Source organism: Kineosporia succinea, from assembly GCF_030811555.1.
Lineage (GTDB): Bacteria > Actinomycetota > Actinomycetes > Actinomycetales > Kineosporiaceae > Kineosporia > Kineosporia succinea.
Genome location: NZ_JAUSQZ010000001.1, coordinates 7,868,503 through 7,894,100, shown reverse-complemented (window position 1 = coordinate 7,894,100; position 25,598 = coordinate 7,868,503). Strand labels below are relative to the sequence as shown.

At 72.4% G+C, this 25,598-nt stretch carries 23 protein-coding genes; 16 read left to right on the top strand and 7 right to left on the bottom strand.

Annotated features, from left to right (window positions below; genetic code table 11):
• Window positions 1-11: 11 nt before the first annotated feature.
• Complete coding sequence (locus J2S57_RS34470; RefSeq protein WP_307250663.1) at window positions 12-743, bottom strand: GntR family transcriptional regulator; 732 nt, start codon at window positions 741-743, stop codon at window positions 12-14.
• Window positions 744-860: 117 nt separating this feature from the next.
• Here J2S57_RS34470 and J2S57_RS34465 point away from each other — a divergent pair, with 117 nt between their 5' ends.
• The 10 genes from J2S57_RS34465 (at window position 861) to iolD (ending at window position 11,413) form a co-directional block, all read left to right on the top strand.
• Window positions 861-1,733: a TIM barrel protein gene (locus J2S57_RS34465; RefSeq protein WP_307250662.1), complete on the top strand. Its 873-nt coding sequence runs from the start codon at window positions 861-863 to the stop codon at window positions 1,731-1,733.
• Between the two features lie 67 nt (window positions 1,734-1,800).
• Window positions 1,801-2,769: a sugar ABC transporter substrate-binding protein gene (locus tag J2S57_RS34460; RefSeq protein WP_307250660.1), complete on the top strand. Its 969-nt coding sequence runs from the start codon at window positions 1,801-1,803 to the stop codon at window positions 2,767-2,769.
• Complete coding sequence (locus J2S57_RS34455; protein ID WP_307250658.1) at window positions 2,769-3,806, top strand: ABC transporter permease; 1,038 nt, start codon at window positions 2,769-2,771, stop codon at window positions 3,804-3,806. The genes J2S57_RS34460 and J2S57_RS34455 overlap by 1 nt, the downstream gene beginning before the upstream one ends.
• Window positions 3,773-4,624, top strand: a complete 852-nt coding sequence (locus J2S57_RS34450) for an ATP-binding cassette domain-containing protein (RefSeq protein WP_370882531.1) — start codon at window positions 3,773-3,775, stop codon at window positions 4,622-4,624. The genes J2S57_RS34455 and J2S57_RS34450 overlap by 34 nt, the downstream gene beginning before the upstream one ends.
• Complete coding sequence (locus J2S57_RS34445) at window positions 4,621-5,784, top strand: Gfo/Idh/MocA family protein (RefSeq protein WP_307250653.1); 1,164 nt, start codon at window positions 4,621-4,623, stop codon at window positions 5,782-5,784. Before J2S57_RS34450 ends, J2S57_RS34445 begins: the two co-directional genes overlap by 4 nt.
• Window positions 5,781-6,752 (top strand): Gfo/Idh/MocA family oxidoreductase, encoded by a 972-nt coding sequence (locus tag J2S57_RS34440; RefSeq protein ID WP_307250651.1) that lies wholly within the window; start codon window positions 5,781-5,783, stop codon window positions 6,750-6,752. Before J2S57_RS34445 ends, J2S57_RS34440 begins: the two co-directional genes overlap by 4 nt.
• Complete coding sequence (gene iolC / locus J2S57_RS34435) at window positions 6,749-7,705, top strand: 5-dehydro-2-deoxygluconokinase (protein ID WP_307250649.1); 957 nt, start codon at window positions 6,749-6,751, stop codon at window positions 7,703-7,705. The genes J2S57_RS34440 and iolC overlap by 4 nt, the downstream gene beginning before the upstream one ends.
• Window positions 7,706-7,716: 11 nt before the next feature.
• A complete protein-coding gene (locus tag J2S57_RS34430; RefSeq protein WP_307250648.1) occupies window positions 7,717-8,586 on the top strand; it encodes a Cgl0159 family (beta/alpha)8-fold protein in 870 nt (289 codons plus the stop codon).
• Entirely contained in the window at window positions 8,583-9,488 is a 906-nt protein-coding gene (gene iolB, locus J2S57_RS34425) for a 5-deoxy-glucuronate isomerase (RefSeq protein ID WP_307250646.1), read from the top strand. The genes J2S57_RS34430 and iolB overlap by 4 nt, the downstream gene beginning before the upstream one ends.
• Complete coding sequence (gene iolD, locus J2S57_RS34420) at window positions 9,485-11,413, top strand: 3D-(3,5/4)-trihydroxycyclohexane-1,2-dione acylhydrolase (decyclizing) (protein ID WP_307250644.1); 1,929 nt, start codon at window positions 9,485-9,487, stop codon at window positions 11,411-11,413. Before iolB ends, iolD begins: the two co-directional genes overlap by 4 nt.
• A gap of 5 nt (window positions 11,414-11,418) precedes the next feature.
• On the opposite strand, the gene J2S57_RS34415 is transcribed toward iolD, so the two are convergent.
• Window positions 11,419-12,207: a phospholipase A2 gene (locus J2S57_RS34415; RefSeq protein ID WP_307250642.1), complete on the bottom strand. Its 789-nt coding sequence runs from the start codon at window positions 12,205-12,207 to the stop codon at window positions 11,419-11,421.
• Window positions 12,208-12,322: 115 nt separating this feature from the next.
• Between J2S57_RS34415 and lexA the strand changes: the two genes are divergently transcribed.
• The gene (gene lexA / locus J2S57_RS34410) at window positions 12,323-13,102 is read left to right on the top strand and encodes a transcriptional repressor LexA (protein WP_370882530.1); all 780 of its coding nucleotides are present in this window, start codon (window positions 12,323-12,325) and stop codon (window positions 13,100-13,102) included.
• Between the two features lie 28 nt (window positions 13,103-13,130).
• Here the strand turns inward: lexA and J2S57_RS34405 are convergent, their stop codons facing one another.
• Window positions 13,131-14,402: a hypothetical protein gene (locus J2S57_RS34405; protein ID WP_307250638.1), complete on the bottom strand. Its 1,272-nt coding sequence runs from the start codon at window positions 14,400-14,402 to the stop codon at window positions 13,131-13,133.
• A 235-nt stretch (window positions 14,403-14,637) separates the two neighbouring features.
• On the opposite strand from J2S57_RS34405, the gene J2S57_RS34400 reads away from it, so the two are divergent.
• Window positions 14,638-16,200 (top strand): hypothetical protein, encoded by a 1,563-nt coding sequence (locus J2S57_RS34400; protein WP_307250636.1) that lies wholly within the window; start codon window positions 14,638-14,640, stop codon window positions 16,198-16,200.
• A 97-nt stretch (window positions 16,201-16,297) separates the two neighbouring features.
• Window positions 16,298-17,914, top strand: coding sequence for an FGGY-family carbohydrate kinase (locus tag J2S57_RS34395; RefSeq protein WP_370882529.1), 1,617 nt, complete (start codon window positions 16,298-16,300; stop codon window positions 17,912-17,914).
• A 50-nt stretch (window positions 17,915-17,964) separates the two neighbouring features.
• On the opposite strand, the gene J2S57_RS34390 is transcribed toward J2S57_RS34395, so the two are convergent.
• Window positions 17,965-18,903 carry an EamA family transporter gene (locus J2S57_RS34390; RefSeq protein WP_307250633.1) on the bottom strand — a complete coding sequence of 313 codons (939 nt, stop codon included), beginning with the start codon at window positions 18,901-18,903 and terminating at the stop codon, window positions 17,965-17,967.
• A gap of 79 nt (window positions 18,904-18,982) precedes the next feature.
• Between J2S57_RS34390 and J2S57_RS34385 the strand changes: the two genes are divergently transcribed.
• The gene (locus J2S57_RS34385; protein ID WP_307250631.1) at window positions 18,983-19,537 is read left to right on the top strand and encodes a CGNR zinc finger domain-containing protein; all 555 of its coding nucleotides are present in this window, start codon (window positions 18,983-18,985) and stop codon (window positions 19,535-19,537) included.
• A gap of 211 nt (window positions 19,538-19,748) precedes the next feature.
• Here the strand turns inward: J2S57_RS34385 and J2S57_RS34380 are convergent, their stop codons facing one another.
• Window positions 19,749-21,704 (bottom strand): elongation factor G, encoded by a 1,956-nt coding sequence (locus tag J2S57_RS34380; protein ID WP_307250629.1) that lies wholly within the window; start codon window positions 21,702-21,704, stop codon window positions 19,749-19,751.
• Window positions 21,705-21,857: 153 nt separating this feature from the next.
• Between J2S57_RS34380 and J2S57_RS34375 the strand changes: the two genes are divergently transcribed.
• Window positions 21,858-22,658: an Fpg/Nei family DNA glycosylase gene (locus tag J2S57_RS34375; RefSeq protein ID WP_307250627.1), complete on the top strand. Its 801-nt coding sequence runs from the start codon at window positions 21,858-21,860 to the stop codon at window positions 22,656-22,658.
• 4 nt (window positions 22,659-22,662) lie between these two features.
• Here J2S57_RS34375 and J2S57_RS34370 read toward each other — a convergent pair whose 3' ends face one another.
• Window positions 22,663-23,259, bottom strand: a complete 597-nt coding sequence (locus J2S57_RS34370; RefSeq protein ID WP_307250624.1) for a GNAT family N-acetyltransferase — start codon at window positions 23,257-23,259, stop codon at window positions 22,663-22,665.
• A gap of 64 nt (window positions 23,260-23,323) precedes the next feature.
• Between J2S57_RS34370 and J2S57_RS34365 the strand changes: the two genes are divergently transcribed.
• Window positions 23,324-24,148: a DUF4253 domain-containing protein gene (locus J2S57_RS34365; RefSeq protein WP_307250622.1), complete on the top strand. Its 825-nt coding sequence runs from the start codon at window positions 23,324-23,326 to the stop codon at window positions 24,146-24,148.
• 16 nt (window positions 24,149-24,164) lie between these two features.
• On the opposite strand, the gene uxaC is transcribed toward J2S57_RS34365, so the two are convergent.
• Window positions 24,165-25,580 carry a glucuronate isomerase gene (gene uxaC / locus J2S57_RS34360; protein ID WP_307250620.1) on the bottom strand — a complete coding sequence of 472 codons (1,416 nt, stop codon included), beginning with the start codon at window positions 25,578-25,580 and terminating at the stop codon, window positions 24,165-24,167.
• Between the last annotated feature and the right edge of the window lie 18 nt (window positions 25,581-25,598).

Genomic DNA, 25,598 nt, shown 5'->3' with positions numbered 1-25,598 from the left:
CGCACCCAGGTCTACCGCTGCACCAGCGTCGTCTCGAAGGAGTACAGGTCGGGTCGGTACACGTGCTGCCCGAACTCGACCACGCGCCCCGCGTTGTCGTAGGCCGTGCGCTCCATGGTCAGCAGGGGCGCGCCCGGATCCTCGCTGAGCAGAGCCGCTTCGGCGGGTGAGGCCCGGCGCGCCCCGACGCGCTGCCGGGCCACCGACATCGAGATGCCCGCCCGGCGCAGCGAGCCGTACAGACCCTGGCGCTCGAGATCGAAGGCCTCGAGGTCGACCAGGCCGGTGCGCAGGCAGTTGCGCAGGACCGCGAGCGGTTCGTCGCCCACCAGGCGCAGCCGTTCCAGGAGCCAGATCGGCTCGCCCGGCGCCACCTGCAGCGGCTGGGCCTGGGCGGGCTCGGCGGAAACCCTTCTCAGCCCGAGGATCTGGGTGCGCGGCGCCTGACCGGCGCGGCTCAGGTCGTCGAACAGGCTGGTCAGTTCCAGCGCCCGGCGCACCTGCGCGTGCACCACCTGTGTGCCGACGCCGCGCTTGCGCACCAGCAGGCCCTTGTCGACGAGCAGCTGGATGGCCTGGCGCACGGTCGGGCGCGAGAGCCCCAGCTGCCGGGCCAGGGCGACCTCGGTCTCGAGCCGGTCGCCCGGCCGGAGCCGTCCGTCCACGATCGCCTGCTCGTACTGCTCGGCGATCTGGAAGTACAGGGGGACCGGACTCGAGCGGTCGAGGGCGAAGGGATCCATGCTCGTCCACCCCTTCCGGTGCTGGTGATCGACCCTTGACAACGAGTGTGGCAGCAACCACAGTGCAGGGATCCGGAACAGTTTGTCATGACAAACTCGTGAGCGGAAGGAACAACGATGTTCACCGACCGTATTGCCGGGGCCCCGATCTCGTGGGGCGTCTGCGAGGTCCCGGGCTGGGGCCACCAGCTGCCCGCACAGCGCGTGCTGGGTGACATGCGCTCACTGGGTCTGAGGGCCACCGAGTTCGGCCCCGACGGTTTCCTGCCCGACGCCCCCGCCGACAAGGCCGCGACCCTGAGCTCGTACGGTCTGCGCGCGGTCGGCGGCTTCCTCCCGGTGGTGCTGCACGACGACCGCCACGACCCGCTGCCCGCGGTCGACGCGTTCGTCGATGCCTGCCGGGCGGCCGGCGCGGGCGTGGTGGTGCTGGCCGCGGTCACCGGGGGCCAGGGGTACGACGCGCGGCCGGTGCTCGACGACACGCAGTGGACGACGCTGCTCGCACGTCTCGACCGGATCTCCGAACACGTCGGTGCGCGTGGCCTTCTCGCGGTGGTGCACCCGCACATGGGCACCCTGGTGGAGAACGCCGACGACGTGCGGCGGGTGCTCGAGGGCTCGCGCATCGGCCTGTGCGTCGACACCGGGCACCTGGTGGCCGCGGGGGCCGATCCGGTCGCGATCACGCTGGCGAATCCGGCGCGGGTCGCTCACGTGCACCTCAAGGACGTGGACGCGGCGCTGGCGGCCCGGGTCCGGGCGGGGGAGATCTCGTTCTCCGACGCGGTCGCCGGGGGCCTGTGGAGGGTTCTGGGTCAGGGATCGGTGGACGTACGGGCCATGATCGACGCGCTCGAGGCCGCGGGGTATCGCGGGTGGTACGTCCTGGAGCAGGATCTGATGCTGCGGGACGGTGAGCCCGACGGCGAGGGCCCGGTCGCCGACGTGCGCCGTTGCCTGGCCTTCGTCGAAGATGCTCTGGCGTAGTTCAGCGTTCGGCCTGCGGTGCTTCCACGGAGACCGGTGGTGGTCTCCCTGACGACAGGGGATGCACGTGAACACCAAGCGAGTGCTCGGCACCATCGGGGCGGTCCTGCTGGCCGGCGGTGTGCTGGCCGCGTGCAGCGGCACGGGCAAGGAGGAGGACGCGTCGGGGACGGCGGACAGCGGGTTCACCTACGCGGTGATCACGCACTCCGGCCCGGGCGACGCGTTCTGGGACCGGGTGAAGTCGGGCGCCGAGAAGGCGGGCAAGGACTACGGCGCGACCGTGGAGTACAACGCCGATCCGGACCCGGCCAAGCAGGCGCAGCTGATCGACGCGGCGGTGGCGAGCAAGTCCGACGGCATCGTGGTCTCGATGGCCAACCCGGACGGGCTCGAGGAGAGCGTGAAAGCGGCCGTGGCGGCGGGCATCCCGGTGGTCACGATCAACTCCGGGGTGGATCGCTCGGCCGAGTTCGGGGCGATCACGCACATCGGCCAGAGCGAGTCGGTCGCGGGCGAGGCGGTCGGTGAGCGTCTGAAGTCCGAGGGGTTGAAGAAGGCGATCTGCGTGATCCACGAGGCCGGCAACGTGGGCCTGGAGGAACGCTGCAAGTCGTCGGCCGGTGCGTTCGGCGCGATGGAGAACCTCCAGGTCGACGGCACCGACGACGCGGCCGTGCAGGCCTCGGTCACCTCCAAGCTGCAGGCGGATCCGGACGTCGACACGGTGCTCACCCTCGGCGGTCAGTACGCGGTGGACGCGGTGAACGCGGTCGGGGAGTCGGGCAGCGATGCCAAGATCGCGACGTTCGACCTGTCCGAGGACGTGGTCAGCAACATCGAGGACGGCAAGATCCTTTTCGCCGTCGACCAGCAGCCCTACGTGCAGGGCTTTCTCGGGGTGACCACGCTGTACCTGAAGTCGGTCAACGGCAACGACGTGGGTGGCGGCCAGCCGATCAACTCCGGCCCGGCGTTCGTGACCAAGGACAACGCCGCGCAGGTGGCCGAGTACGCGGCCAAGGGCACGCGCTGATGGCGGCCGCGGTGGCGGAGGACGAGCGGGTCAGCGGTTCGTCGGGCGTCACGAAGGTGCTGAAGAGACCGGAGAGCGGCGCGATGGTCGCGGCGCTGGTCATCTTCGCCTGGTTCTCGTTCACCACCGACGCGTTCGCGACCTCGGGCGGCTCGAGCACGTGGCTGCTCGGCTCGTCCACCATCGGGATCATGGCGGTCGCGGTGGCGCTGTTGATGATCGGTGGTGAGTTCGACCTGTCGGCCGGGGCGATGACGGGGTTCACCGGTCTGCTGGTCGGCGTCCTCACCACCGAGTACGGCCTGAACATCTGGGTGGCGATCCTGGTCGCGCTGGTGCTGGCCCTGGCCGTCGGTGCGCTCAACGGGGTGCTGGTGATGAAGACCGGCCTGCCGAGTTTCATCGTCACGCTGGGCACGTTCTTCGTGCTGCAGGGCGTCGACCTGGCCGGCACCAAGGCGCTGATCGGGCAGGTCGCGATCCAGGGCATGTCCCGGGTGCCGTTCTACGACCAGCCCCGGGTGCTCTTCGGGTCGGCGCTGCACTGGGGTGAGAACGGCTCCGTCTACGCCTCGGTGTTCTGGTGGGTCGCGGTGACGGCGGTGGCGACGTGGGTGCTGATGCGCACCCGGGTCGGTAACTGGATCTTCGCGCTGGGCGGCGCGCAGGGGGCGGCCCGGCAGGTCGGGGTGCCCGTGTTCCGGGCCAAGGTGGGTCTTTTCATGACGACCGCGGCGGCCGGGTGGCTGGTCGGGATGCTGACGCTGTTCCGTACCTCCACCGTGCAGAGCAACACCGGTGTCGGCCAGGAGTTCATCTACATCATCTGCGCGGTGGTCGGTGGGTGCCTGCTCACCGGGGGCTACGGCTCGGCGATCGGGGCGGCCTTCGGCGCCCTGATCTACGGGATGGTCAACCAGGGCATCGTCTACTCCGGGTGGGACAGCAACTGGCTGCGCACCTTTCTCGGCGCGATGCTGCTGGGGGCGGTGCTGCTCAACGAATGGGTGCGCCGCCGGGCGGAGCTGGCCCGGTGAGCGCGCTCATCGAGGTCCGCGACCTGGGCAAGCGGTTCGGCAACGTCATCGCCCTGCAGGGGATCAGCACCTCGGTGCGTTCGGGGGAGGTCACCTGCGTGCTGGGTGACAACGGCGCGGGCAAGTCGACGCTCATCAAGATCCTGGCGGGGTCGCACCCGCACGGTGAGGGCACCCTGCTGATCGACGACCAGGAGCGCCGCCTCTCGAGCCCCCGCGAGGCGCTGGACGCCGGGATCGCCACGGTGTACCAGGATCTCGCCGTGGTGCCGCTCATGCCGGTGTGGCGCAACTTCTTCCTCGGCAGTGAGGTCACCCGCGGCCGGGGTCCGTTGCGGCGGCTGGACGTGGCGCGGATGAAGGAGACGACCCGCACCGAGCTCGCCGCGATGGGCATCGACCTGCGTGACGTCGACCAGCCGATCGGCACGCTCTCGGGCGGGGAGCGGCAGTGCGTGGCGATCGCCCGGGCCGTGCACTTCGGCGCCCGGGTGCTCATCCTCGACGAGCCGACGGCGGCGCTGGGCGTCAAGCAGTCCGGAGTGGTGCTGAAGTACATCGCCAAGGCGCGTGACCGGGGACTGGGCGTCGTCTTCATCACCCACAACCCGCACCACGCCCATCCGGTCGGCGACCGGTTCGTGCTGCTGCGGCGCGGGCGCAGCCTGGGCGACTTCGCCAAGAAGGACCTGCCGATGGACGAGCTGGTCTCGATGATGGCCGGGGGTGCGGAGCTGGAGTCGCTGGCGCACGAGCTGGAACGCACGATGGGCACCGACTCCAGCGTGGTCAGCGAGCTGAGGGCGGACCTGCAGTGAGGGAACTCGGGATCGGTGTCGTCGGGTTCGGCTGGATGGGGCAGGTGCACGCCCGGGCCTTCAGCCGCCTGCCGCAGCACTACCCGGGCCTGTCCCTCCGGCCGCGGCTCGTGGCGGTGGCCGACACCGCGTCCGACGATCGGGCCGAAAGAGCCTCGCAGGCGTTCGGTTTCGAGTACCGGTTCCGGGACTGGCGGGAACTGGTCGCCCGCGACGACATCGACGTGGTCTGCGTGACCGGGCCGAACTTCATCCACCGGGAGGTGGCCGTCGCGGCGGCCGCGGCGGGCAAGCACCTGTGGGTGGAGAAGCCCGCGGGCCGGGGCGCGGGCGAGACCCGCCAGATCGCCGAGGCGGTGGAGGCCGCCGGGGTGCAGGCGGCCGCCGGGTTCAACTACCGCAACGCCCCGGCCGTCGAGCACGCCCGCGAGCTGGTGCGCTCGGGCCGCCTGGGCCGGGTCGAGCACACCGCCGTGCGCTTCTGCTCGGACTACTCCGCGCACCCGGACGGGGCGCTGACGTGGCGTTTCCAGAACGAGTACGCGGGGTCGGGGGTGCTGGGCGACCTGGTCAGCCACGCGGTCGACCTGACCCGGTTCGTGGTCGGCGAGCTGTCCGAGCTGGTGGTCGACCGGGCCACGTTCATCCCCGAGCGCCCGGCCGCGGTCGGGGCCGCCTCGCACTTCAGCCGGGGTGCGGACGGGCCCCGCCGGCCGGTCGAGAACGAGGACTACGTCGCGGCCCTGCTGCGTCTGCGCGACGGGTCGCGGGGCGTGCTGGAGTCGAGCCGCACCGAGGTCGGCGACCAGAACGCTTACTCCATCGAGGTTCACGGCACCCAGGGGGCGCTGGCCTGGAACTACCGGCGCATGGGCGAGCTGCGCGTGTGCCTGGACCAGGACGTGCAGGACGCGCAGTACGCGACGCTGATGGTGACCCCGGCGCACGGTGAGCTGGGCGCGTTCCAGCCGGGCGCGGCCAACCCGATGAGCTACGACGACCTGAAAGTGGTCGAGGCGTACCGGCTGGCCGAGTCGATCGTCACCGGCAGGCCGGTCGGCGCCACGATCCGGGACGCACTGGTCGCCGCGGAAACCGTGGAGGCGATGAAGGTCTCGGCGGACGAACGCCGCTGGGTCACGCTGGAGGGAGCCACATGAACGAGGTCCGGATCGGCGTCGTCGGGGTCGGGGCGATGGGGGCCGACCACATCCGCACCCTGACCACGAGCGTCCCCGCCGCCCGCGTCACCCAGGTCTTCGACACCGTCAGAACGGGAGTCGGGATACCGCCGGCCGACAGCGCCGAGGCGCTGATCGAAGACCCGGAGGTGGACGCGGTCGTCATCGCCTCACCCGACTTCACGCACGCCGACCTGGCGGTGGCCTGCGTGAAGGCGGGCAAGCCGGTGCTGTGCGAGAAGCCGCTCGCGGTGACCGCGGAAGACGCCCGGCGCGTCGTGGACGCCGAGGTCGCCGCCGGAAGACGTTTCGTGCAGATCGGTTTCATGCGCCGCTACGACCCGGGCTTCGTCGCGCTGCGAGCGGCGATCGCCGACGGCGAGCTGGGGGAGGTGCGCCTGGTGCACGCCGTGCACCGCAACGCGTCCTCCACCACCAGCACCGACGACGTGAGCCTGGTGACCGGCTCGATGGTGCACGAGCTGGACACGGTGCCCTGGCTGCTCGGCGACGAACTCACCGCGATCCGGGTGGAATCGCCGGTGACGCAGGGCTTTCGCGATCCGCAGCTGGCGACGCTGTGGACCCGGCGCGGGGTGATGGCCAGTGTCGAGGTGTTCGTCAACGCCGGCTACGGCTACGACGTGCGCTGCGAGGTCGTCGGCACCAGGGGCAGCGGGAGCCTCGAGCCGGCCTCCACCCTCAGTACCCGGGTCGCCGGGCTGCACGGGCGGCGGGTGCGCGACGACTTCGTGGCCCACTTCGCCGACGCGTACCGCATCGAGCTGGGCAGCTGGGTGCAGTCGGTGGGACAGGGCACGCCCGGCGGCCCGAGCGCGTGGGACGGGTACGCGGCCACGGTGGCGGCCCGCGCCGGGGTCGCCTCGCTCGCCTCCGGCCGGACCGAGAGCGTCGATCCCGGGCCCCGTCCGGAGCTGTACCGGTGAGCTCCGACCGCTTCGACCTGGTCGCGATCGGGCGCACCGGGGTGGACATCTACCCGCTGCAGCACGGCGTCGGCCTGGAAGACGTGCGCACGTTCGAGAAGTTCCTCGGCGGCAGCGCCACCAACGTCGCGGTGGCCGCGGCCCGCTACGGGCGCAGCACCGCCCTGATCACCCGCACCGGCGAGGACGCGTTCGGCCGGTACGTGCGGCGCGAGGCCCAGCGGCTCGGCGTCGACCCGCGGTTCATCGCCGAGGTCGCCGGGCCACCCACCCCGGTCACCTTCTGCGAGGTGTTCCCGCCCGACGACTTCCCGCTCTGGTTCTACCGCTACCCGACCGCACCCGACCTGCTCATCGAGAGCGACGACCTGCCCCTGGACGAGATCCGCGAGGCCCGCGTCTTCTGGGCCACCGGCACCGGCCTGTCCCAGAACCCCTCGCGCGCGGCCCATCACGCGGCCTGGGCCGCCCGCGGGCGCACCCCGCTCACCGTGCTCGACCTCGACTACCGGCCGATGTTCTGGGCCGCGCCGGAACAGGCCGCCTCCGCCGTCGCCGCGGCTCTGGAGAACGTGACGGTCGCCGTCGGCAACCGCGAGGAGTGCGAGATCGCGGTCGGGGAGAGCGATCCCGGCCGGGCGGCCGACGCCCTCCTCGACCGGGGCCTCGAACTGGTGCTGGTCAAGCAGGGACCCCGGGGGGTGCTGGCCGCGACCGCTCATGAGCGCGTCGAGGTGCCGCCGCACCCGGTGCAGGTCGTCAACGGCCTCGGCGCCGGCGACGCGTTCGGCGGCGCCCTCGTGCACGGCCTGCTCGCGGGCTGGGACCTGCGCCGGGTCGTCGAGTTCGCGAACGTCGCCGGGGCCCTGGTCGCGGGCCGCCTGGAGTGCTCCACCGCCATGCCCACGGAGGGCGAGGTCCGGGCCGCCCTGTCCACCCACCCCACCAGGTAAGGACTTCCGACATGCTGGACCTCACCGAGATCCGCGCCCGGCACCCCGAGCGCATCCGGTCGGCCTGGGCCTCCCGCACCCGCCGCGACCTGCTGCCTCCCGACGGGCAGCTGCTCGTCGTGGCCGCCGACCACCCCGCCCGCGGCGCGCTCGGCGTGCGCGGTGACGCCCTGGCCATGGGGCGTCGCCGCGACCTGCTCGAGCGCCTGGCCACCGCCCTGTCGCGCCCCGGCGTCGACGGGGTGCTCGGCACCGCCGACGTGCTCGACGACCTGCTGCTCATGGGCGCCCTGGAGGGCAAGCTGGTCTTCGGCTCGATGAACCGGGGCGGGCTGCAGGGCGCCCGGTTCGAGCTCGACGACCGCTTCACCGGGTACACCGCCGACGAGATCGCCGCCCGCGGCCTGGACGGCGGCAAGACCCTGACCCGCATCTGCCTCGACGATCCGGGCACCGTCGCCACGCTCGAGTCGACCGCCCGCGCGGTGGACGCGCTCGCGGCCCGGGGGCTGGTCGCGATGATCGAGCCGTTCCTGTCGGTGCGCGACGCCCCGAGCGGCAAGGTCCGCAACCTGCTCGACCCGGACAGCACCATCACCTCCATCGGCATCGCCTCCGGGCTGGGCGCCGGCAGCGCGCACACCTGGCTCAAGCTGCCGGTCGTGGCCGAGCTGGAACGGGTGATGGAGTCGACCACACTGCCGTCGCTGCTGCTGGGCGGTGATCCCCAGGGTGATCCGCAGGACACGTACACGCAGTGGGCGGAGGCGCTGAAACTGGCGGCGGTGCGGGGGCTCGTCGTCGGGCGGGCGCTGCTGTACCCGCCCGACGGTGACGTCGCCGCGGCCGTGGACGTCGCGGCCGGCCTGGTGCACGGATGAGCGCCTGGGAGCGCCCCCTGGGCACGGCCGCCGGTGAGGGCTGCGACGTGCTCATCGACGATCGTGTCGAGGGCTGGGCGCACACCGGGCTGCGGGTGGTCACCCTGGCCGAGGGGGTGCGGCACGAGATGCCCGGGAGCGGCTGGGAATTCGTGGTCGTGCCGCTCAGCGGTGGGGTGACGGTGGACGTGGCGGCCGCTTCCGGGGAGCGGCACACGGTGCGTCTGGACGGGCGTGAGAGCGTGTGGGTGGGCCCGACCGACGTCGCCTACGTGCCCTCCGGTGCGCGCCTGGGGCTCTCGGGGGCCGCCGGGACCCGGGTGGCGGTGTGCGCGGCGAGAACTGTTGCGGAGCTGCCCTTCACGTATTACCCGGCGACCGGTGTGCCGGTGGAGATCCGTGGGGCGGGCGCCAGCACCCGGGAGGTGCGCAACTTCGGTGTGCCCGGGGTGCTGGAGGCCGATTCGATCATCGTCTGCGAGGTGATCACCCCGGCCGGGAACTGGAGTTCGTACCCGCCGCACAAGCACGACGAGCACCGGCCCGGGCAGGAGGCCGAGCTCGAGGAGATCTACTACTTCGAGACGCGGGTCGAGGGTGGCGCGGTGGTCGAGGGCGCGGATCCGGTGGGCTATCAGCGGGTCTACGGCACCGCGCAGCGGCCGATCGACGTGTTCGCCGAGGTGCGCACCGGTGACGTGGTGCTGGTGCCGCACGGCTGGCACGGCCCGGCCATGGCCGCGCCCGGTTACGACCTGTACTACCTCAACGTGATGGCCGGGCCGGGCGACGAGCGGGACTGGCTGATCCGTGACGATCCGGGCCACGGCTGGGTGCGGGGCACCTGGCCGGGGCAGGAACCCGATCCGCGACTGCCTTTCGGAGGGGGAGTGCGATCATGAGCGCAACGGTGCGTCTGACGGTGGCCCAGGCCACGGTCGAGTTCCTCACCCATCAGTTCTCCGAGCGGGACGGGGTGCGGCGCCGGCTGTTCGCCGGTTGCCTGGGCATTTTCGGGCACGGCAACGTCGCCGGGATCGGCCAGGCCCTGTTGCAGCACGAGCGGGCCGCGCTGGAGGCCGGTGAGAGCCCCGGCCTGCCCTACGTTCTGGCCCGCAACGAGCAGGCCATGGTGCACACCGCCGTCGGCTACGCGAGACAGAGCGACCGGCTGCGGACCTGGGTGTGCACCGCCTCGGTCGGGCCCGGCTCGACCAACATGCTCACCGGCGCGGCGCTGGCCACGATCAACCGGATCCCGGTGCTGCTGCTGCCCTCGGGCACGTTCGCGACCCGCCGCTCGGCGCCGGTGCTGCAGGAGCTGGAGCACCTTCAGGCCGGCGACGTCACGGTGAACGACGCTTTCCGGCCACTGTCGGCGTATTTCGACCGGGTGACCCGGGCCGAGCAGTTGCCCTCGGCGCTGCTGAACGCGATGCGGGTGCTCACCGACCCGGCGCAGACCGGTGCCGTCACCCTGGCCCTGCCGCAGGACGTGCAGGCCGAGGCCCACGACTGGCCGCTCGAGCTCTTCCACGACCGGGACTGGCACGTCGCGCGCCCGCCGGCCGAGGCGTCCGTCATCGAAAGGGCCGCCGCGATCGTCCGCGCCGCCCACCGGCCGATGATCGTGGCCGGCGGCGGGGTGCACTACAGCGGAGCGGAGGACGCACTGGAGGCCTTCTGCGCGGCGACGGGCATCCCGGTGGGGGAGTCCCAGGCCGGTAAGGGCTCGCTGCTGCACGGGAACCCGCAGCTGATGGGGGCGGTCGGCTCGACCGGCACCACGGCCGCGAACGCGATCGCCCGCGACGCCGACGTGGTGATCGGGATCGGCACCCGGTACGGCGATTTCACCACCGCCTCGCGTACCGCGTTCCAGGCCGAGGGGGTGCGGTTCGTCAACGTCAACGTCGCGAACTTCGACGCGGGCAAGCAGGCCGGGCTGGCGGTGGTCGCCGACGCCCGTGAGGCCCTCACCGCTCTCACCGCGGCGCTGGAGGGCTGGAGCGTGCCGGGGGAGTACCGGGCGGAGCAGGCCCGGTTGTGGTCGGCGTGGGACTCCTCGGTCGAGAGGGCCGGTGTCTCGCCGGAGAAGCAGCCGCTCGCCCAGAGCACGGTGCTCGGCCTGGTGAACGAGCTGAGCGACCCCCGGGACGTGGTGCTGTGCGCGGCCGGCTCGATGCCCGGTGACCTGCACAAGCTGTGGCGGGTGCGCGACCGGCGCGGCTACCACGTCGAATACGGTTACTCGTGCATGGGTTACGAGGTGCCGGCCTCGATCGGGATCCGCCTGGCCGACCCCTCGCGGGACGTGTTCGCGATGGTCGGCGACGGCGGCTACCTGATGATGCCGACCGAGCTCGTCACGGCCGTGCAGGAGCGGGTCAAGGTCGTCGTGGTGCTGGTGCAGAACCACGGTTTCCACTCGATCGGCTCGCTGTCGCAGAGCCTGGGCTCGCAGCGTTACGGCACGCGGTACCGGTTCCGGGGCGCGCACGGTCTCGACGGTGACCGGCTGCCGGTCGATCTGGCCGCGAACGCCCGCAGTCTGGGGGTGCACGTCATCGAGGCCCGCTCGTCCGCGGAGCTGGCGGCGGCGATCCGGGCGGCGAAGGCGGCGCCGCCCGACGGGGGGCCGGTGCTCATCCACGTCGAGACCGACCCGCTCGTGCCCTCGCCGGACAGCGAGTCGTGGTGGGACGTGCCGGTCAGCGAGGTCTCGGACCTGGACAGCACCACCGCGGCCTACGAGGAGTACCTGCGGCAGCGCCGGCGTCAGAAGCCCTACCTGGCGCCGGCGCGCCTGCGCCAGGACAGGGCCTAGTCGGCTCAGTCGTCGTCGCCGAAGGCCGTCACCGCCGCGTAGTACACGTTGGCCACGCCCTGGCAGGTGCCCCGCAGCGGGTTGAGCGAGCCGTAGGCGTAGTTGCAGTTCGTGACGAGGTCGCTCTTGAGGGCCGAGTCGCAGGCGGCCTTGTGGTCGCCCGGCGCCTCGTAGCACAGGTCGTGCCGGGCGCACGGGCCTCGGAAGTCGGCGCTGCCGAACGAGTCCGGGGAGCTCGTGCAGTAGTCGTGCAGGCTGCCCAGGTCGGGGTTGTACACGTAGTCCGACGGCACGCTCACGAACGTGGCGGCCAGGGGCGTGACGCCCCTGGAGGTGGCGGCCGGGGTGGTCCCTGTCGGTGTGTAGTCCGAGAACAGCACGTAGGCGGGAAGCTTCACCGACGCGTCCACCGTCACCGTCTGGATCAGGGAGGTGCCCTCGATGCGGTAGGTGGTCGGCAGGAACGCGCCGTCCTCGGTCACGGTGTAGGGCGCGTCGTAGGCGCCGACCACGTCACCGGCCGCGTTCTCGACGAGAACCTCGCTGGAGAAACGGGACCCGGTGTCGGCGTCGACCGGTTGCAGGCGGCCGCCGGCCGGTACCCGCGCCGCGAACTCGTAGGAGTAGGTGCCGGGTTCGGTGATCCTCACCGGGGGGACGCTCGCGCCCGGCACCTCGGAGACCGAGGTGACCGCGGCGTCCACCATGGACGCGTGTGCCGGGGTGGGGGCGACCAGGGCGAGAACGACGACGATCAGGGAACCGGCGAGACCGGCGGTGCGGATTGCCTTCATGGCGTGGTGCTCTCCTGCCTGCGAGTGCCTGCGAGTGCCTGCGAACGGGCGAACGGGCCTGCGGTGACGGGACGGACCTCGGGCACCAGGAACGGACGCGGCGGCTCGCGCGTCAATGCCCGCCCGGGGCGGGATTCTTCGGCGAGCGGTCGGTGAGCGTGTCCGACCTGCGACCCAGCGTCACGATGTGACCTGCGCCACGGGTGTCCTCGCGGGCAGCCGGTCCGCCCGGAGGGGCAAGTCCGGCCTCTGGCAGAATCCGGACGTGCTTGAAGACCTGGACACGTCCGTCCTGAACGACCGGCAGCGCCGGATCCTCGCGGTCATCCGGACGTCGGCCCTGCGCAACGGCTACTCGCCCAGCACCCGCGAGATCGCCGACGCGGTCGGCCTGGCGTCCACCTCGACCGTGAGCCGGCACCTGAAAGCGCTGGAGGGGCTCGGTTTTCTGCGCCGGGGCCGGGCCACCCGGCCGGTCGACGTGCGGATGTTCCTGGGCGGTGAGGAGAAGCGCGAGCCGGTCACGACGGGTGTGCCGGTGCTCGGTGACATCGCGGCCGGCGCCCCGATCCTGGCCGAGGAGAGCTTCGACGAGGTGCTCGCCCTGCCGCGTGAGCTGGTCGGGCGCGGCACCCTGTTCGCGCTGCGGGTGCGGGGCGACTCGATGATCGACGCGGCGATCTGCGACGGTGACATCGTCGTGGTCAAGCAGCAGCCCGAGGCGTACAACGGTGACATCGTGGCGGCCCTGATCGACGACGAGGCCACGGTCAAGGTGTTCCGCCGCCGCGACGGTCACGTGATCCTCGAGCCGCGCAACCCGGCCTACGCCGACATCGACGGTGACGGGGCGCGCATCCTGGGCAAGGTGGTCTCGGTGCTGCGTCGCACCTGAAACGGATTGCGGCTCAGGTGTTCTGAGGTCAGAAGCTCCCGCCGAACCCCCCGCTGTGCCCGCCGCCGGAGTACCCGCCCCCGCCGTGGTCACCACCGCCGTGCCCGGCCCCGAAGTCACCGCTGCCCGGAGTGGTCGGCCAGCTGCCGCCGGGCCGGTTCACCCGCTCGCGCCAGCGCCGTTCCTGCTCCTTCTCGCGCTCCTGGCGTTCGCGTTCGCGATGCCGGTCGGCCTCCAGGCTCACCGGGTCGGTGAGCTCGTCGGGCGGGGTGCCCAGACGCATCCGGTAGACCCCGTCGAACGTGGCCGGCACCAGCGTGACCAGGGGATCGCCGGTCGAGGTGAGCTGCTCGCTGCGCCACGAGGGTTCCGGCCCGGCGGAATCACCGGGGCGCGGCACCGGCCGCGGCAGGTCGGCCGACGCATCGGCCAGTTCCCGGTCGCACAACCGCACCGAGGCCTCGTCCCACAGCACCGCTTTCAGCTGGCCGAAGCGCAGGTCGCGGGCCTGGTGCTGGACGTCGTGGAGCAGCCCGGCCCGTCGGGTGGGGGCCTGCGGATCCAGGTCGGGGCGCACCAGCCGGAACGACTCGTCACCGGCCGGGACCAGCTGCCAGCGGGTGCGCCCGTACCACCCGTGCACGACCGACAGCCGGGTCTTCACGTCGGCCAGGGCCGAGGCCGTGGCGTCGAGGGCGGCCTCGATCTCCGGGATCACGGGGCGGTACTCCTCGTAGGCCGCGACCAGGCGGCCGGCGTGCGCTTCCAGGGCGTCGCGCCAGGCCCGGCGGCGCCAGGGCAGCAGACGCCCGGGCAGGGCGTCGGCCTCGGTCCAGTCGTGCCGGATGCTGTCGCCGATCTCCCCGGCCAGCTCGGTGAGCGCGGTGCGGGCGGCGTTCCAGCGGCGCAGGTCGGCGTGGTCGGCGATCAGCGCCCGACCCTGCTCACCGACCGGCACGGCGGGCAGCGAGCTCGTGTACGGCCAGCCGAGCTGCTCGAACACGTACACGTCACCGAGCGGGGCGAGGCGCTCGCGCAGCGCCACCGGCCACTGCTGGTCGAGGAGCAGGTGCAGGTGCCAGGCGGCCGTGGTCGTCGTCGGGTGTGGCGCGCTGATCAGGTAACGGTGAGCGCCCGCGCGGTCTTTCAGGGTCAGCTCGTGCGGCGTGGTGCGGAACCCGTTCGAGCGGCGGGGCACCCCGACCGCGCCGGCCGGGCGCTGCGCGCGGGTGAACTCGGCGACCGGGCCCCAGTCGGCCCAGCGGTGCCGGGCCGGGCTCGTCGGCTGCGTCACGGTCATGGTGACCTCCTCGTCATCCCTCTCCAGCGTGGGGGTGACGAGGGGGGCTGCCCAGCCCGGCTGCGGTGCCGGGGCCAGGTGCGGTGAACGGCCCGCCGAAAGACGGATCGGCCGTTCGGTGGGGTGGTCCGCCGGATCGGCGCCCGCGTTGCATAAGGTCACATGTGTGGAAATCGCGCGGGAAGGCATGTCGGACAGGTCAGGAAGGGATGAAACGCCGGCGCCCGGATCACCCATGGTCACCGGGACCATGCTCGATCCGATGGCGGCCGGTGTCGTCGCGCTGACCGTCCAGCCGCTGCTGCGCGCCGGGGAGAAGATCCGCGCGATCATCCCCGAGGACCACTCCCAGCGTCGCCTGCACGTCGTCACGCAGCAGCGCTGCCTCGCCTTCGACCGGCGCCGGCAGACGATCGCCTCCGAGTTCGCGGTGCGCACGGTGGTGCGGGCCGAGCTCGGCCAGGACGGCTTCGGCCACCGCGCCGACATCGAGAGCGTCGAGGGCCGTTTCACCGAACTGCGGGTCACCAGCGCGCAGGACGCCCGCGCGCTCGGCACCGCGATCGTGCGTGCCTGCGACGAGGCGCTGCACGACGTCGAGACCCTGGTGCCGACCGAGATGGCGGACGCGTCGGCGCACCGGATGCTCTCGTCGGGCCAGAGCGAGTGGTCGGTGACCGTCACCCGTCAGGAGGTCCGCGCCCGCGACGTGTCCGGCGTCCTGCGGGTGCTCGCGCCGCTGCTCACCAGCCCGCCGCTGACGCGGCGAGCGGTGGAGGCGGTGTCGCTGAACGTCACCGGCTACGAGGACCGGGGCCAGCCGCTGTGGGAGATCACCGAGGTCCGGACCTTCCTGCAGCACCTCGACGCGCAGTTCCCCTACTGGTTCCTGTTCCTCGACAAGCACGGCCCGGGCCTGCTCGACGTCGTGCGCGGGGCCCTCGCGGTCGACTTCGCCGCCGACCGCCTCGGTGAACGCCTGACCGGCTGGTGGATGCCCGCCCTGCGCCGGATCGCCGAGTTCGCCGAGCTCGACGAGGACGTCACCGACATCCTCGTCGCCCGCAGCCTGTCGTACCTGCGGGGTGGGCCCGGCGAACCGGTCACGCCCACCCTGCCCCGCCTGGTCTACGACGAGCCCGACGACGACATCGAGCCGCTCGACGCCGGCGAGGTGATGGGCGACCTGTCGGTGCTGCTCGAGGAGCTGCCCGCGACCTGGCACCCGGGCCCGGAGAACGACCTGGTCGTCTTCCTCTGGTCGGTGCTGAAGGAGAAGGGCCTGGTGCGCACCCGCAGCCAGGTCGAGCACGTGCGCGGCGTCGCCTCCGTGCTCGCCCTGCACAAGCTGCGCTCACGGTTCCACCAGCAGGCCTTCGGCGCCTACGGCGGCCCCGACGACGAGGCCGGCTACAGCGTGCCCGCCGCCGGCCTGGTCGGCAGCTACCCGCGCGCCGAGCCGTTCTGGATCGGGGTGCACGCCGGCGCCGACGCCACCTACGACGCCCCGCTCGACCCGCTCGCGGCCCTCGACCCGTCCGACCCGCTGGGCACCCGCACCGGCACCCCCTGGGTGGCGGACGCGCTCGCCGAGCTGGCCCGCAACCAGTACGACGAGGTGGTGCCCGCCCTGCGCCGCACCCTCGGCGAGAACGCTCTGTTCGCGGCCCTGCTCGCCTCCAGCACGGCCGACGCCCGCTACCCGATCCCCGACGCGGTGGTCGACGAACTGCGCAGCACCGACCTGGACGGCGCCCTCGGCGAGGCCTGGGCCTGGCTGCGCGAACAGGGCCGCTGACCCACTCCCCGCCCTGGTGTGCACCCGCGTCCCGGTTACCGGGATCATGTGGGGCTGAAGTTCAAAGCGACAGAGTGGTTCGGGACGGGACTGGGATATGGAATCGGCTAGGACAGCTGAGGCAGTGCAGACGGCTATCGCCGAGGGGCGCACGGCGCTCGGCATCGAGCTCGGCTCGACGCGGATCAAGGCCACACTGATCGACGAGAGCGGCACCGCGCTCGCGTCCGGCTCCTCGACCTGGGAGAACCAGTTCGCCGACGGGCTGTGGACCTACTCCCTCGAGGCGGTGCACGCCGGTCTGCGCGACGCCTACGCCGACCTGGTGAAGCAGGTGAACGGCACCTTCGGGGTGACGCCCACCGGCTACGGCGCCCTCGGCGTCTCGGCGATGATGCACGGCTACCTGGCCTTCGGCGCCGACGGCGAGCTGCTGGTGCCGTTCCGGACCTGGCGCAACACCAACACCGGGCCCGCCGCCGCGACCCTGTCGCAGGAGTTCGGCGTGAACATCCCGCTGCGCTGGTCGGTGGCCCACCACTACCAGGCCCTGCTCGACGGGGAGGCCCACGTCGCCCGGGTGACCTCGCTCAACACCCTGGCCGGCTACGTGCACCAGCTGCTGTCCGGGCGCACCGTGCTCGGCGTCGGCGACGCCTCCGGCATGTTCCCGATCGACGCGGCCACCGGCGGCTACGACAGCGCCCTGCTGGCCCGCTTCGACGCGCTCGCCGCCGCCCACGGTGCCCAGGCCCCGCTGCTCGACCTGCTCCCGCCGGTGCTGGCCGCCGGCGCCGACGCGGGCACGCTCACCGAAGAGGGCGCGGCCCTGCTCGACCCCAGCGGCACCCTGCGGCCCGGCGCCCTGCTCTGCCCGCCCGAGGGCGACGCGGGCACCGGCATGGTCGCGACCAACGCGGTGAGCGAGCGCACCGGCAACGTCAGCGCCGGCACCAGCATCTTCGCGATGGTCGTGCTCGAGCGCCCCCTCGGTGGCGTGCACCACGAGATCGACGTGGTCACCACTCCCGAGGGCCTGCCGGTCGCGATGGTGCACTGCAACAACGGCTCCAGCGAACTGGGCGCCTGGGTCGGCATCTTCGGCGAGTTCGCCGCCGCGCTGGGCGTGCAGGCCGACTCCGACGCGATCTTCGGCGCGGTGCTCGGCGGCGCGCTCGAGGCCGACGCCGACGGCCTGCTGGCCTACAACCTGCTGTCCGGCGAGCCGATCGCGGGCACCGACGAGGGCCGCCCGCTGTTCGTGCGCACCCCCGGATCCCGGCTCACCCTGGCCGGTTTCGCCAAGGCCCAGCTGTTCGGCGTGTTCGGCACGCTGAGCCTGGGCATGCGCATCCTGGCGAGCGAGGGCGTCGCGGTCGACACCATGTTCGCCCACGGTGGCCTGTTCCGCACCGGTGGCATCGCGCAGCGCGCGCTCGCCGCGGCGGTCGGCTCGCCGGTGGCCGTCGGTGAGAGCGCGAGCGAGGGCGGCTCGTGGGGCATCGCCCTGCTGGCCGCGTACACGCGCGCCGTCGCCGACGGTTCCGCGGCCGGGCGTGACCTCGGAACCTGGCTGGACGAGACGGTGTTCGCGGCGGCGGCGGTGGAGCCGGTCGTGCCGACCGACGCCGAGATCGCCGACTACGCGGCGTTCATCGAGCGCTGGCAGGCCGGTCTGGCGCTGCAGCACGCGGCGGTCGCGGCGGTGCGCTGAGGTTGTGGCGACGTCCCGTCCCGATCGCGGACGGGACGGGACGTCGTCTCTCACCGAAGTGTCTCGGTCAGAGGTTCGGTGACCGGTGCGTCCGTTCGCTCCGACCTGACCGCCGCGATGCCACCCAGGATGAGCGCGCCGCCGAGAATCTGCAGCAGGCCCAGGTTCTCGCCGAGCAGCACCCAGGCGAACAGGGCCGCGAAGGCCACCTCGAGCAGGCCGGCGAACGAGGCCAGGCGCGAGCCGAGCGCGGCCGAGGCGGTGATCCCGGCGGCGTAGGCCACGGCCGTGCCGATCACGGCCAGCAGGAGCAGGGGCACCCACCAGGGCGTGGTGGCGCCGAACATGTCCAGGTCGCCGAACTCGACGGTGAACGTCAGCAGCCCGCTCGCGCCCACCAGGGCCAGGGTGACGCCGCCGACGAGCAGCCCGGACGCGGCCAGCGCGACCGGGGGCAGGCCGTCACCGGCCTGGGCCGCCACCGCGAAGTACACCGCGCAGCCCAGGGCCGCGGTGAACGCGAACGCCAGGCCGAGCGGGTCGACCGGCCGCAGCGCGCCCGGGCCGATGACCAGCAGCAGCCCGCCCACGGCCAGGGCCGACCCGAGCAGCACGGGTGCACTCGGGGTGCGGCGGGTGGAGGCCCAGGCGTACGCGACCAGGATCAGCGGGGCCAGGAACTCGATGAGCAGCGCGGTGGAGACCGGGATGGTCTGGATCGCCGCGAAGTACGCCAGCTGGGTGCAGGCCACGCCGGCGACGCCCATGAGCAGGACCCGGGAGCGGGCCTGCCACAGCACCCGCCAGCGTCCGCGCACCGTGACCAGGGCGACGGGGGCGAGAAGGGCCGCGCCGACCAGGGCGCGCAGGGTCACGGCCGCGACCGGTGACCAGCCACCGTCCAGAAGGGGTTTCGCCAGGCTGCCGGAGGTGCCGAAGAACGCGGCGGCCAGCAGGGCGCAGAGCAGTCCGTACGACAGGGGCTTCATGGTTCTCCTCAGGCGAGTACCGTCAGGAGCTATCAGCGCGACACTCATGACGCTAGGTCTGCCCCGGTAAGGAGTCAACTTGCATTTTGCCCCTGACACGGAAGAGACGCTGGTGTTCGTCGCCGACCTCGGGAACACCGATCCGGGCGCCACCCGGGCCGGGGACGACGAGCTGGCGACCGTCGCGGACCTGGCCGCTCTGCTCGTCCGTTACTCGTACTCGGGGCGGATCGACCACGACGAGGCCGAGCTGGTGGCGGTGCGGAACACTCGCGATCTGCTGCGCCGGGTCTGGATGCTCGAGCGGGACGAGGCGGTGCGGGAGGTGAACCGGATGCTGCGCCAGGCCCGGGCCCTGCCCCAGCTGGCGCGGCACGACGGCTCGGACTGGCACCTGCACGGTGCCCCGCCCGACGCGCCGCTGGCCCAGCGCGTGCAGGTGGAGGCGGCGCTGGCCTTCGTCGACGTGATCCGCAGCGGGCAGACCGGCCGCCTGCGGGTGTGCGCGGCGCCCGACTGCACCGGGCTGCTGCTGGACCTGTCACGGAACGGGTCCAAGCGGTTCTGCGGGGTGCGGTGCGGAAACCGGGTGAACATGACGGCTTTTCGGGAGCGGCGTCAGGGCGCGGGATGAGTGGCCCTACGAGTACAGGCGGCCGGCACCGACCAGCACGATGCGCTCGACGGTCGCGGCCGCATCGTGCAGTTCCTGCGTGAAACCGGCGCCGCCGTACAGGGTGAGGGCGGTGTCTTCGACGTCGTACCCCTTGGCTTCCAGAAGGTTTCGTGCCGAGGGTCTCCGTTCCGTGCATCGTCTGACAGAAGTACGATTCTGTGAAGATGAGCTACCGAGGGTGGCTGCGGAACCAGGCCGTGCGGTCGGCCGGATCCGCGCCGCGACGGGGACGCACCGCGCTCTGCGGTGAGCGGGAGGCGTCGTAGTGGTCGAAGCGGGTGGTCAGGATGCCGTGGCCGGAGGTCAGGTCGGGCAGGCCGCGGCTGAGCTCGGGCCCCCGCGCCGACTGCACGAAACCGGTCAGCACGTCACCCTGTGAACCGGTGACCTCGGCGCCCAGGCGGGCCAGGGCGGCGAGCACGGCGGGCAGGGCGGGTTCGGGGACCTCCAGCTCGAAGCGGTCGACCGGGTGGCACACGTAGGTGCCCGCCCGGGCCAGGGCGGTGTGCAGCACCACCGGGGCCAGGTGGCGGAAGTCGCCCGCCACCGTGGAGATCGACTTGTTGAACTTCTCGTGCGGGCGGCTCTGACGGGGGCAGTACTGCGAGAAGGTCATGCTGACGTGGAAGTCGAGCACCTCCCAGCCGAAGCGCCCGGCCCGCAGGGCTCTGCGCACGCCCTCCTGGGTGGCGGCGATGAACGCGGTCGGCAGGCGCCCGGGTTCCTGGCCGGCCGAGAACGTCACGCCGCTGTTCTCCGGGCCGGGTTCCACGCGCAGCCCGAGCCCGGCCAGGTACGGGTTGCCGTTCTCCCCGAGCCGTTCCACCGCCGATCCCGGCCCGCGCAGACGTTCCTTGTGCAGCACCGACTGACCGCTGAAACGCACCTGCACGCCGAACCTCTCGGCCAGGACCGCCGCGATCACCTCCTGCTGCACCTCCCCGTACAGGCTGATCGCGGCCTCCTGGTCGGTCTCGCTGAGCTCCAGGTTGATCAGCGGGTCCTCCTCGGCGAGCTCCTGCAGCGCCTGAAAGGCCTGCGTCCGCCGGGAGGCGTCGACCGGCTCGACCAGGGCGCGCACCGTGGCCGGCGGGAAACGGGTGGTGGGGCGCCCGGAGCCGGGCCCGAGGACGTCCCCGATACGGGCGTGCGTGAGTCCCGCCACGGCACCCACCTGACCGGCGCTGATCTCGTGCGCCGGCCGCAGGCCACCGGCGGTGCTGACCGACAGCGCGGTGACCAGTTGCGTGCGCCCCTCACCGAACGCGTAGCGGTAACGGTGGACGAGACGTCCTCGCCACACGCGCACCCAGGTACGGCGCCGGCCCTGCTCGTCGCGGTCGATGGCGAAGACGGTGGCGGTGGGTTCACCGAAGAGGTCGGCGGGTGAGACGGGCAGGCGCCGCAGGGCTTTCAGCAGCTCGTCGAGACCCGCCCCGGTCAGGGCCGAACCGAAGAGCACCGGGGTCACGGCGGGAATGCTGGCCCAGAGCAGCTTGTCCAGCTGCTCGGAACCCGGAAGGCGTTCGTGCACATAGTCTTCCAGTACCTCGTCGTTCACGCCCGCCAGTGCGGTGACCACGGGCTCCGCGGTGAGGTCCAGAGCGCGTACGGACGCGTCGGGGCGTCCTTCGTGGTCGGCCCGGGTGAGGGGGACGGGTGTGTCGGTGAGGTGGTTCGTGATCTGCCGCAGCACGTTCGCGGTGTCGGCGCCCGAACGGTCGACCTTGTTCACGAAGATCAGGGTGGGAACGCCGGCGCGGCGCAGGGCACGCCAGATCTGCACGGTCTGCGACTGCACGCCCTCGACGGCGGACACCACGAGCACGGCCGCGTCGAGCACCCCGATCGAGCGCTCGACCTCGGCGATGAAGTCCGGGTGGCCGGGAGTGTCCACGAGCGTCACGGTCAGGTCGCCCAGGGCGAAGGCCGTGACGGACGCGCGGATGGTGATGCCGCGACGGCGCTCGAGGTCCATCGAGTCGGTGCGGGTGGTGCCGGCGTCGACGCTCCCGAGGAAGGTGGACGCGCCGGTGGCGAACAGCAGCCGTTCGGTCAGGCTGGTCTTGCCGGCGTCAACATGGGCGACGACGCCGAGGGTGAGGCAGCGGGTGGGACGGGACATGCGGCAGCTCCACGATCGATCCGGTCAGGACGCGGGGCGTGGTGGCTGTGCGCATGCTGGTCTCTCCCTCGAAGGCGGTCGCTGCGTCGTTCAGCATCGGGAGTGGTGACGGCGCGCGCAACCGGTTAAATCCCGGTGTGCGAAGCTGCTGCGGTGCCTGAGCTGCCCGAGGTCGAGTCCGCGCGTGCCGTCATCGAGAGACTGGCCCTGAACCGCACGATCGTGGACGTCGACGACACCGATACCTACGAGTGCCGTCCGCACGCGCCCGGCCAGATCCGCGCCGCGCTGCTGGGCCGCACCCTGACGGCCGCGCACCGGCGGGGCAAGAGCATGTGGGTGGACTCGTCCGGTGACGGGCCCGTGGTCGGGATCCACCTGGGGATGTCCGGCAAGATCGTGATCAGCGACGGCGAGGGCACCGAGGTCGACGGTGGTGACTACTGGGAGCGGGGCCGGAAACCGGGTGACCACCGCTTCACCCGGTTCGGCGTGACCTTCGAGGACGGCGGCGGTCTGCTGCTCATCGACCCGCGCCGGCTGGGCCGGGTACGCCTGGACCCGCCGGTCGAGAAGCTCGGCCCGGACGCCCAGTTCATCAGGCCCGACGCCTTCCGGGCGCTGCTGGCGTCCAGCGGTGCACCGGTCAAGGCGCGGCTGATGGACCAGGACCGGATCGCGGGCATCGGCAACCTGCTGGCCGACCAGATCCTCTGGGCCGCCCGCGTCAGCCCGTCCCGCCCGGCCGACGAGCTGGATCCCGACGAGGTCGCCCGGTTGCTGCGCGCGACCCGGGCCGCGATCCGCGACGCGATCGCCGGCGGGGGAGTGCACACCCTGAAAGTCGTGGCCTACCGCAAGAAGGCGGCTCGCTGCCCCCGGGACCGGGCGCCGATGGTGCAGGGCACGGTCGGTGGGCGCACGACCTGGTGGTGCAGCGAGGAACAGGCCTGAGCGGTCACAGCTCGCCGGTCGCGCGTCCCAGGTGCAGGCCCGGGACGGCGGTCGGGATCTCGCGGAAGCCGAGGTGGGCGTAGAACCCCAGGGCCCTGACGTTGGCCGGGTCGACGCCCAGGTGCACGGCGGGAACCCCGGCCGCCGCGAGCTCACGCAGGAAGGTGGCGATGAGCTGACGCCCGAGGCCGCCGCCCTGAGCGCGGGGCAGCAGGTCGATGTGCAGATGGGCCGGGTGCCCGGCGAGTTCGGGCAGCAGCATCCGCTCGGGGTGCAGGCCGAAGCGCAGGATCGACCGGTCGGACCCGGCGCGCGGCTCGGGGTATCGCTCCTCGAGGTAGGGCACCCACTCCCCGGTCCATCGTTCGACCAGGGCGGCGGTGTCGGCGGTGCCGATCACGTAGCCGGTGACGTCACCCTCGTCGTCGAGCACGAACGCCCACTGCGGTTCGAGCGTCACGTAGGGACCGGCGAACAGGTCGCCCAGCAGATCGTCGGTGCTGTGCCGCCCGCGCGCGTCCTCGCCGGCGGCGCCGGTGCGGACGCAGATGTCGTAGACGGCGGAGCGGTCTTCGGGCCGGTACGGGCGGATCGTGACCATGGCCGTGACCCTAGACCAGCTGACCCCTGGACCAGCAGGCCAGGGCACTGCTTATGCTCAGCCCGTGCCGACGACCCCCGGGCTGCCGCCCGAGCTGCAGGAGCTGTTCGACCGGAGCGACGCGAGCCGTTCCCTGACCGTGGTCCTCCCGCCGGGGCGAACGGTGCGAGGTGACGGGACTCCCGCGCTCTGGTTGAGCGATGATCCCGCGACGCTCGATCTGTGGCGCTCGTTCCGGGCCGAGGAGCCCCACAGCGGCCTGACACCCCTCCTGCTCGACCATCTCGACGGCGACCCGGCCCGCCCCTGGGACGACGGCGAGCTCTGGCCGGGCGACATGTCGTCACCCGGCGAACACGATCCGGCCGAGGTGCTCGCCGAGTGGTGGGACGAGCACACCGAGCGGGACGAGGACGACGACCTCACCCCGGACGAGCGCCTGGAGGTCACCGCGCCGTTCGGCGACCGGTGGCCGGGGCTGGCGCCTCGCAGGAACGGGGCGGTCGAGCCCGAGGAGCAGGCCGACCGGTGCGCGGCACGGGTTTTGAGGGAGAAGCCACATCTGCGGCTGGGGCTCGTCGCGGCCCGAGGGGGCAGCGACGCCCTGACCGCCGCGGGGTGGCAGGGGGCGGTCAACTACGTGAACGACACGGCGATGATCTCGGCGGTGCTGCGATCGTGGGAAGAGCGTTTCGGCGCTCGCGTGATCGCCGTGGGCTTCGCCGATCTGTACGTCAGCGTCGCCGCGCCCCCGGCCACCAAGGACGAGGCGCTGCGGGTCGCGGCCGAGCACTTCGCGTTCTGCCCCGACAACGTCTGGGCGACGTCGCTGGCCGAGTACGCCGACGATCTGCTCGGCGACCCGGTGTGGCGCTTCTGGTGGGACTGAACGTCGGGAGCAGGCGCTAACCGCGCGGTGCGTAGGCCCGTTTCGGCAGGTGGTAGGCCAGGTCGGTGGCGGTCTCGAACGCCTCGTCCTCGTCCAGCCGGTGCTCCACCACGAGCGAGGCCAGGTACCCGGCGTCGATCCGGCGGGACAGGTCGTGGCGCGCCGGGATCGAGGCGAACGCCCGGGTGTCGTCGACGAAGCCCGACGTGTTGTGGAAACCGGCCGTCTCGGTGGCGCTCTCGCGGAACCGCCGCATGGCGTGCGGGCTGTCGAGGAACCACCAGGGCGCGCCCAGGCGCACGCTCGGGTACACCCCGGCCAGCGGCGCCAGCTCGCGGCTGTAGCTGGTCTCGTCGACCGTGAAGAGGATGACCCGGAAACCGGGATCGGTGCCGAAGTCGTTGAGCAGCGGGCGCAGTGAGCGCGTGTACTCGGTGTGCACCGGGATGTCCCACCCGCGGTCAGGCCCGTAGGCGCCGAACGCGGCCTCGTGATGGTCGCGCAGCACGCCCGGGTGCAGTTGCATCACCAGCCCGTCGTCGCGCGACATCCCGGCCATCGCGTGCAGCATGTGACCGGCGAAAGCATCTGCCTCCTGGGCGCTCACGTCACCGGCGAGGGCGTCGCGGTAGATGGTGGACGCGTCGGTGCGGCTGAGCGGGGTGGTGTCGGTGCCGAGGTGGCCGTGGTCGGTGGCCAGGGCCCCGGCCTCGACGAACGCGGCGCGCCGCGCCCGCAGGGCCTCGAGATACCCGTCGTAGGAACCGGTGTCGATGCCCGAGACCTCGGCGAGCAGGGCCGCGTCCGCACGCCAGGACGGCCGGCCGAGGTGCACCAGGGCGTCGGGGCGGAAGGTGGGGATCACGCGCTGCCCGTAGCCGTCGGCGGCGAGCTTCGCGTGGTGCTCCAGCCGGGCGGTGGCCGGGTCGGTGGTGGCCAGGACCTCGATGCCGAACCGGTCGAGCAGGGCCCGGGGACGGAACGCCGGGTCGCCGATCACGGCGGTGATCCGGTCGAAGATCTGGTCGGCGGTCCCGGCGCCGGGGCGCACGTCGACGCCGAAGACCTCGACCAGCTCGTGTTCCAGCCAGAACCGGGACGGGGTGCCGCGGAACAGGTTCCAGTGGGTGCAGAAGGTGCGCCAGATCTCGCGGGGCCCGGTGGCGGGATCGCCCGGGCCGCGCACCCCGAGCTCGTGCGGGGCGACGCCCTGCGACACGAGCATGCGGGTGACGTAGTGGTCGGGCGTGACCAGCAGCGCGGCCGGGTCGCCGAAGGGGACGTCGTCGGCCAGGACCTGGGCCTCGACGTGCCCGTGCATGCTCACCAGCGGCAGGGCGGCGGTGTGGGCGTGGATGCGCCGGGCCAGCCCGCGCGTGGCCGGGTCGGCGGGGAGGGCGCGGTCGGGGTGCAGGGTCAGCGTCGTTGCCATGATGAAAACGTTTGCACC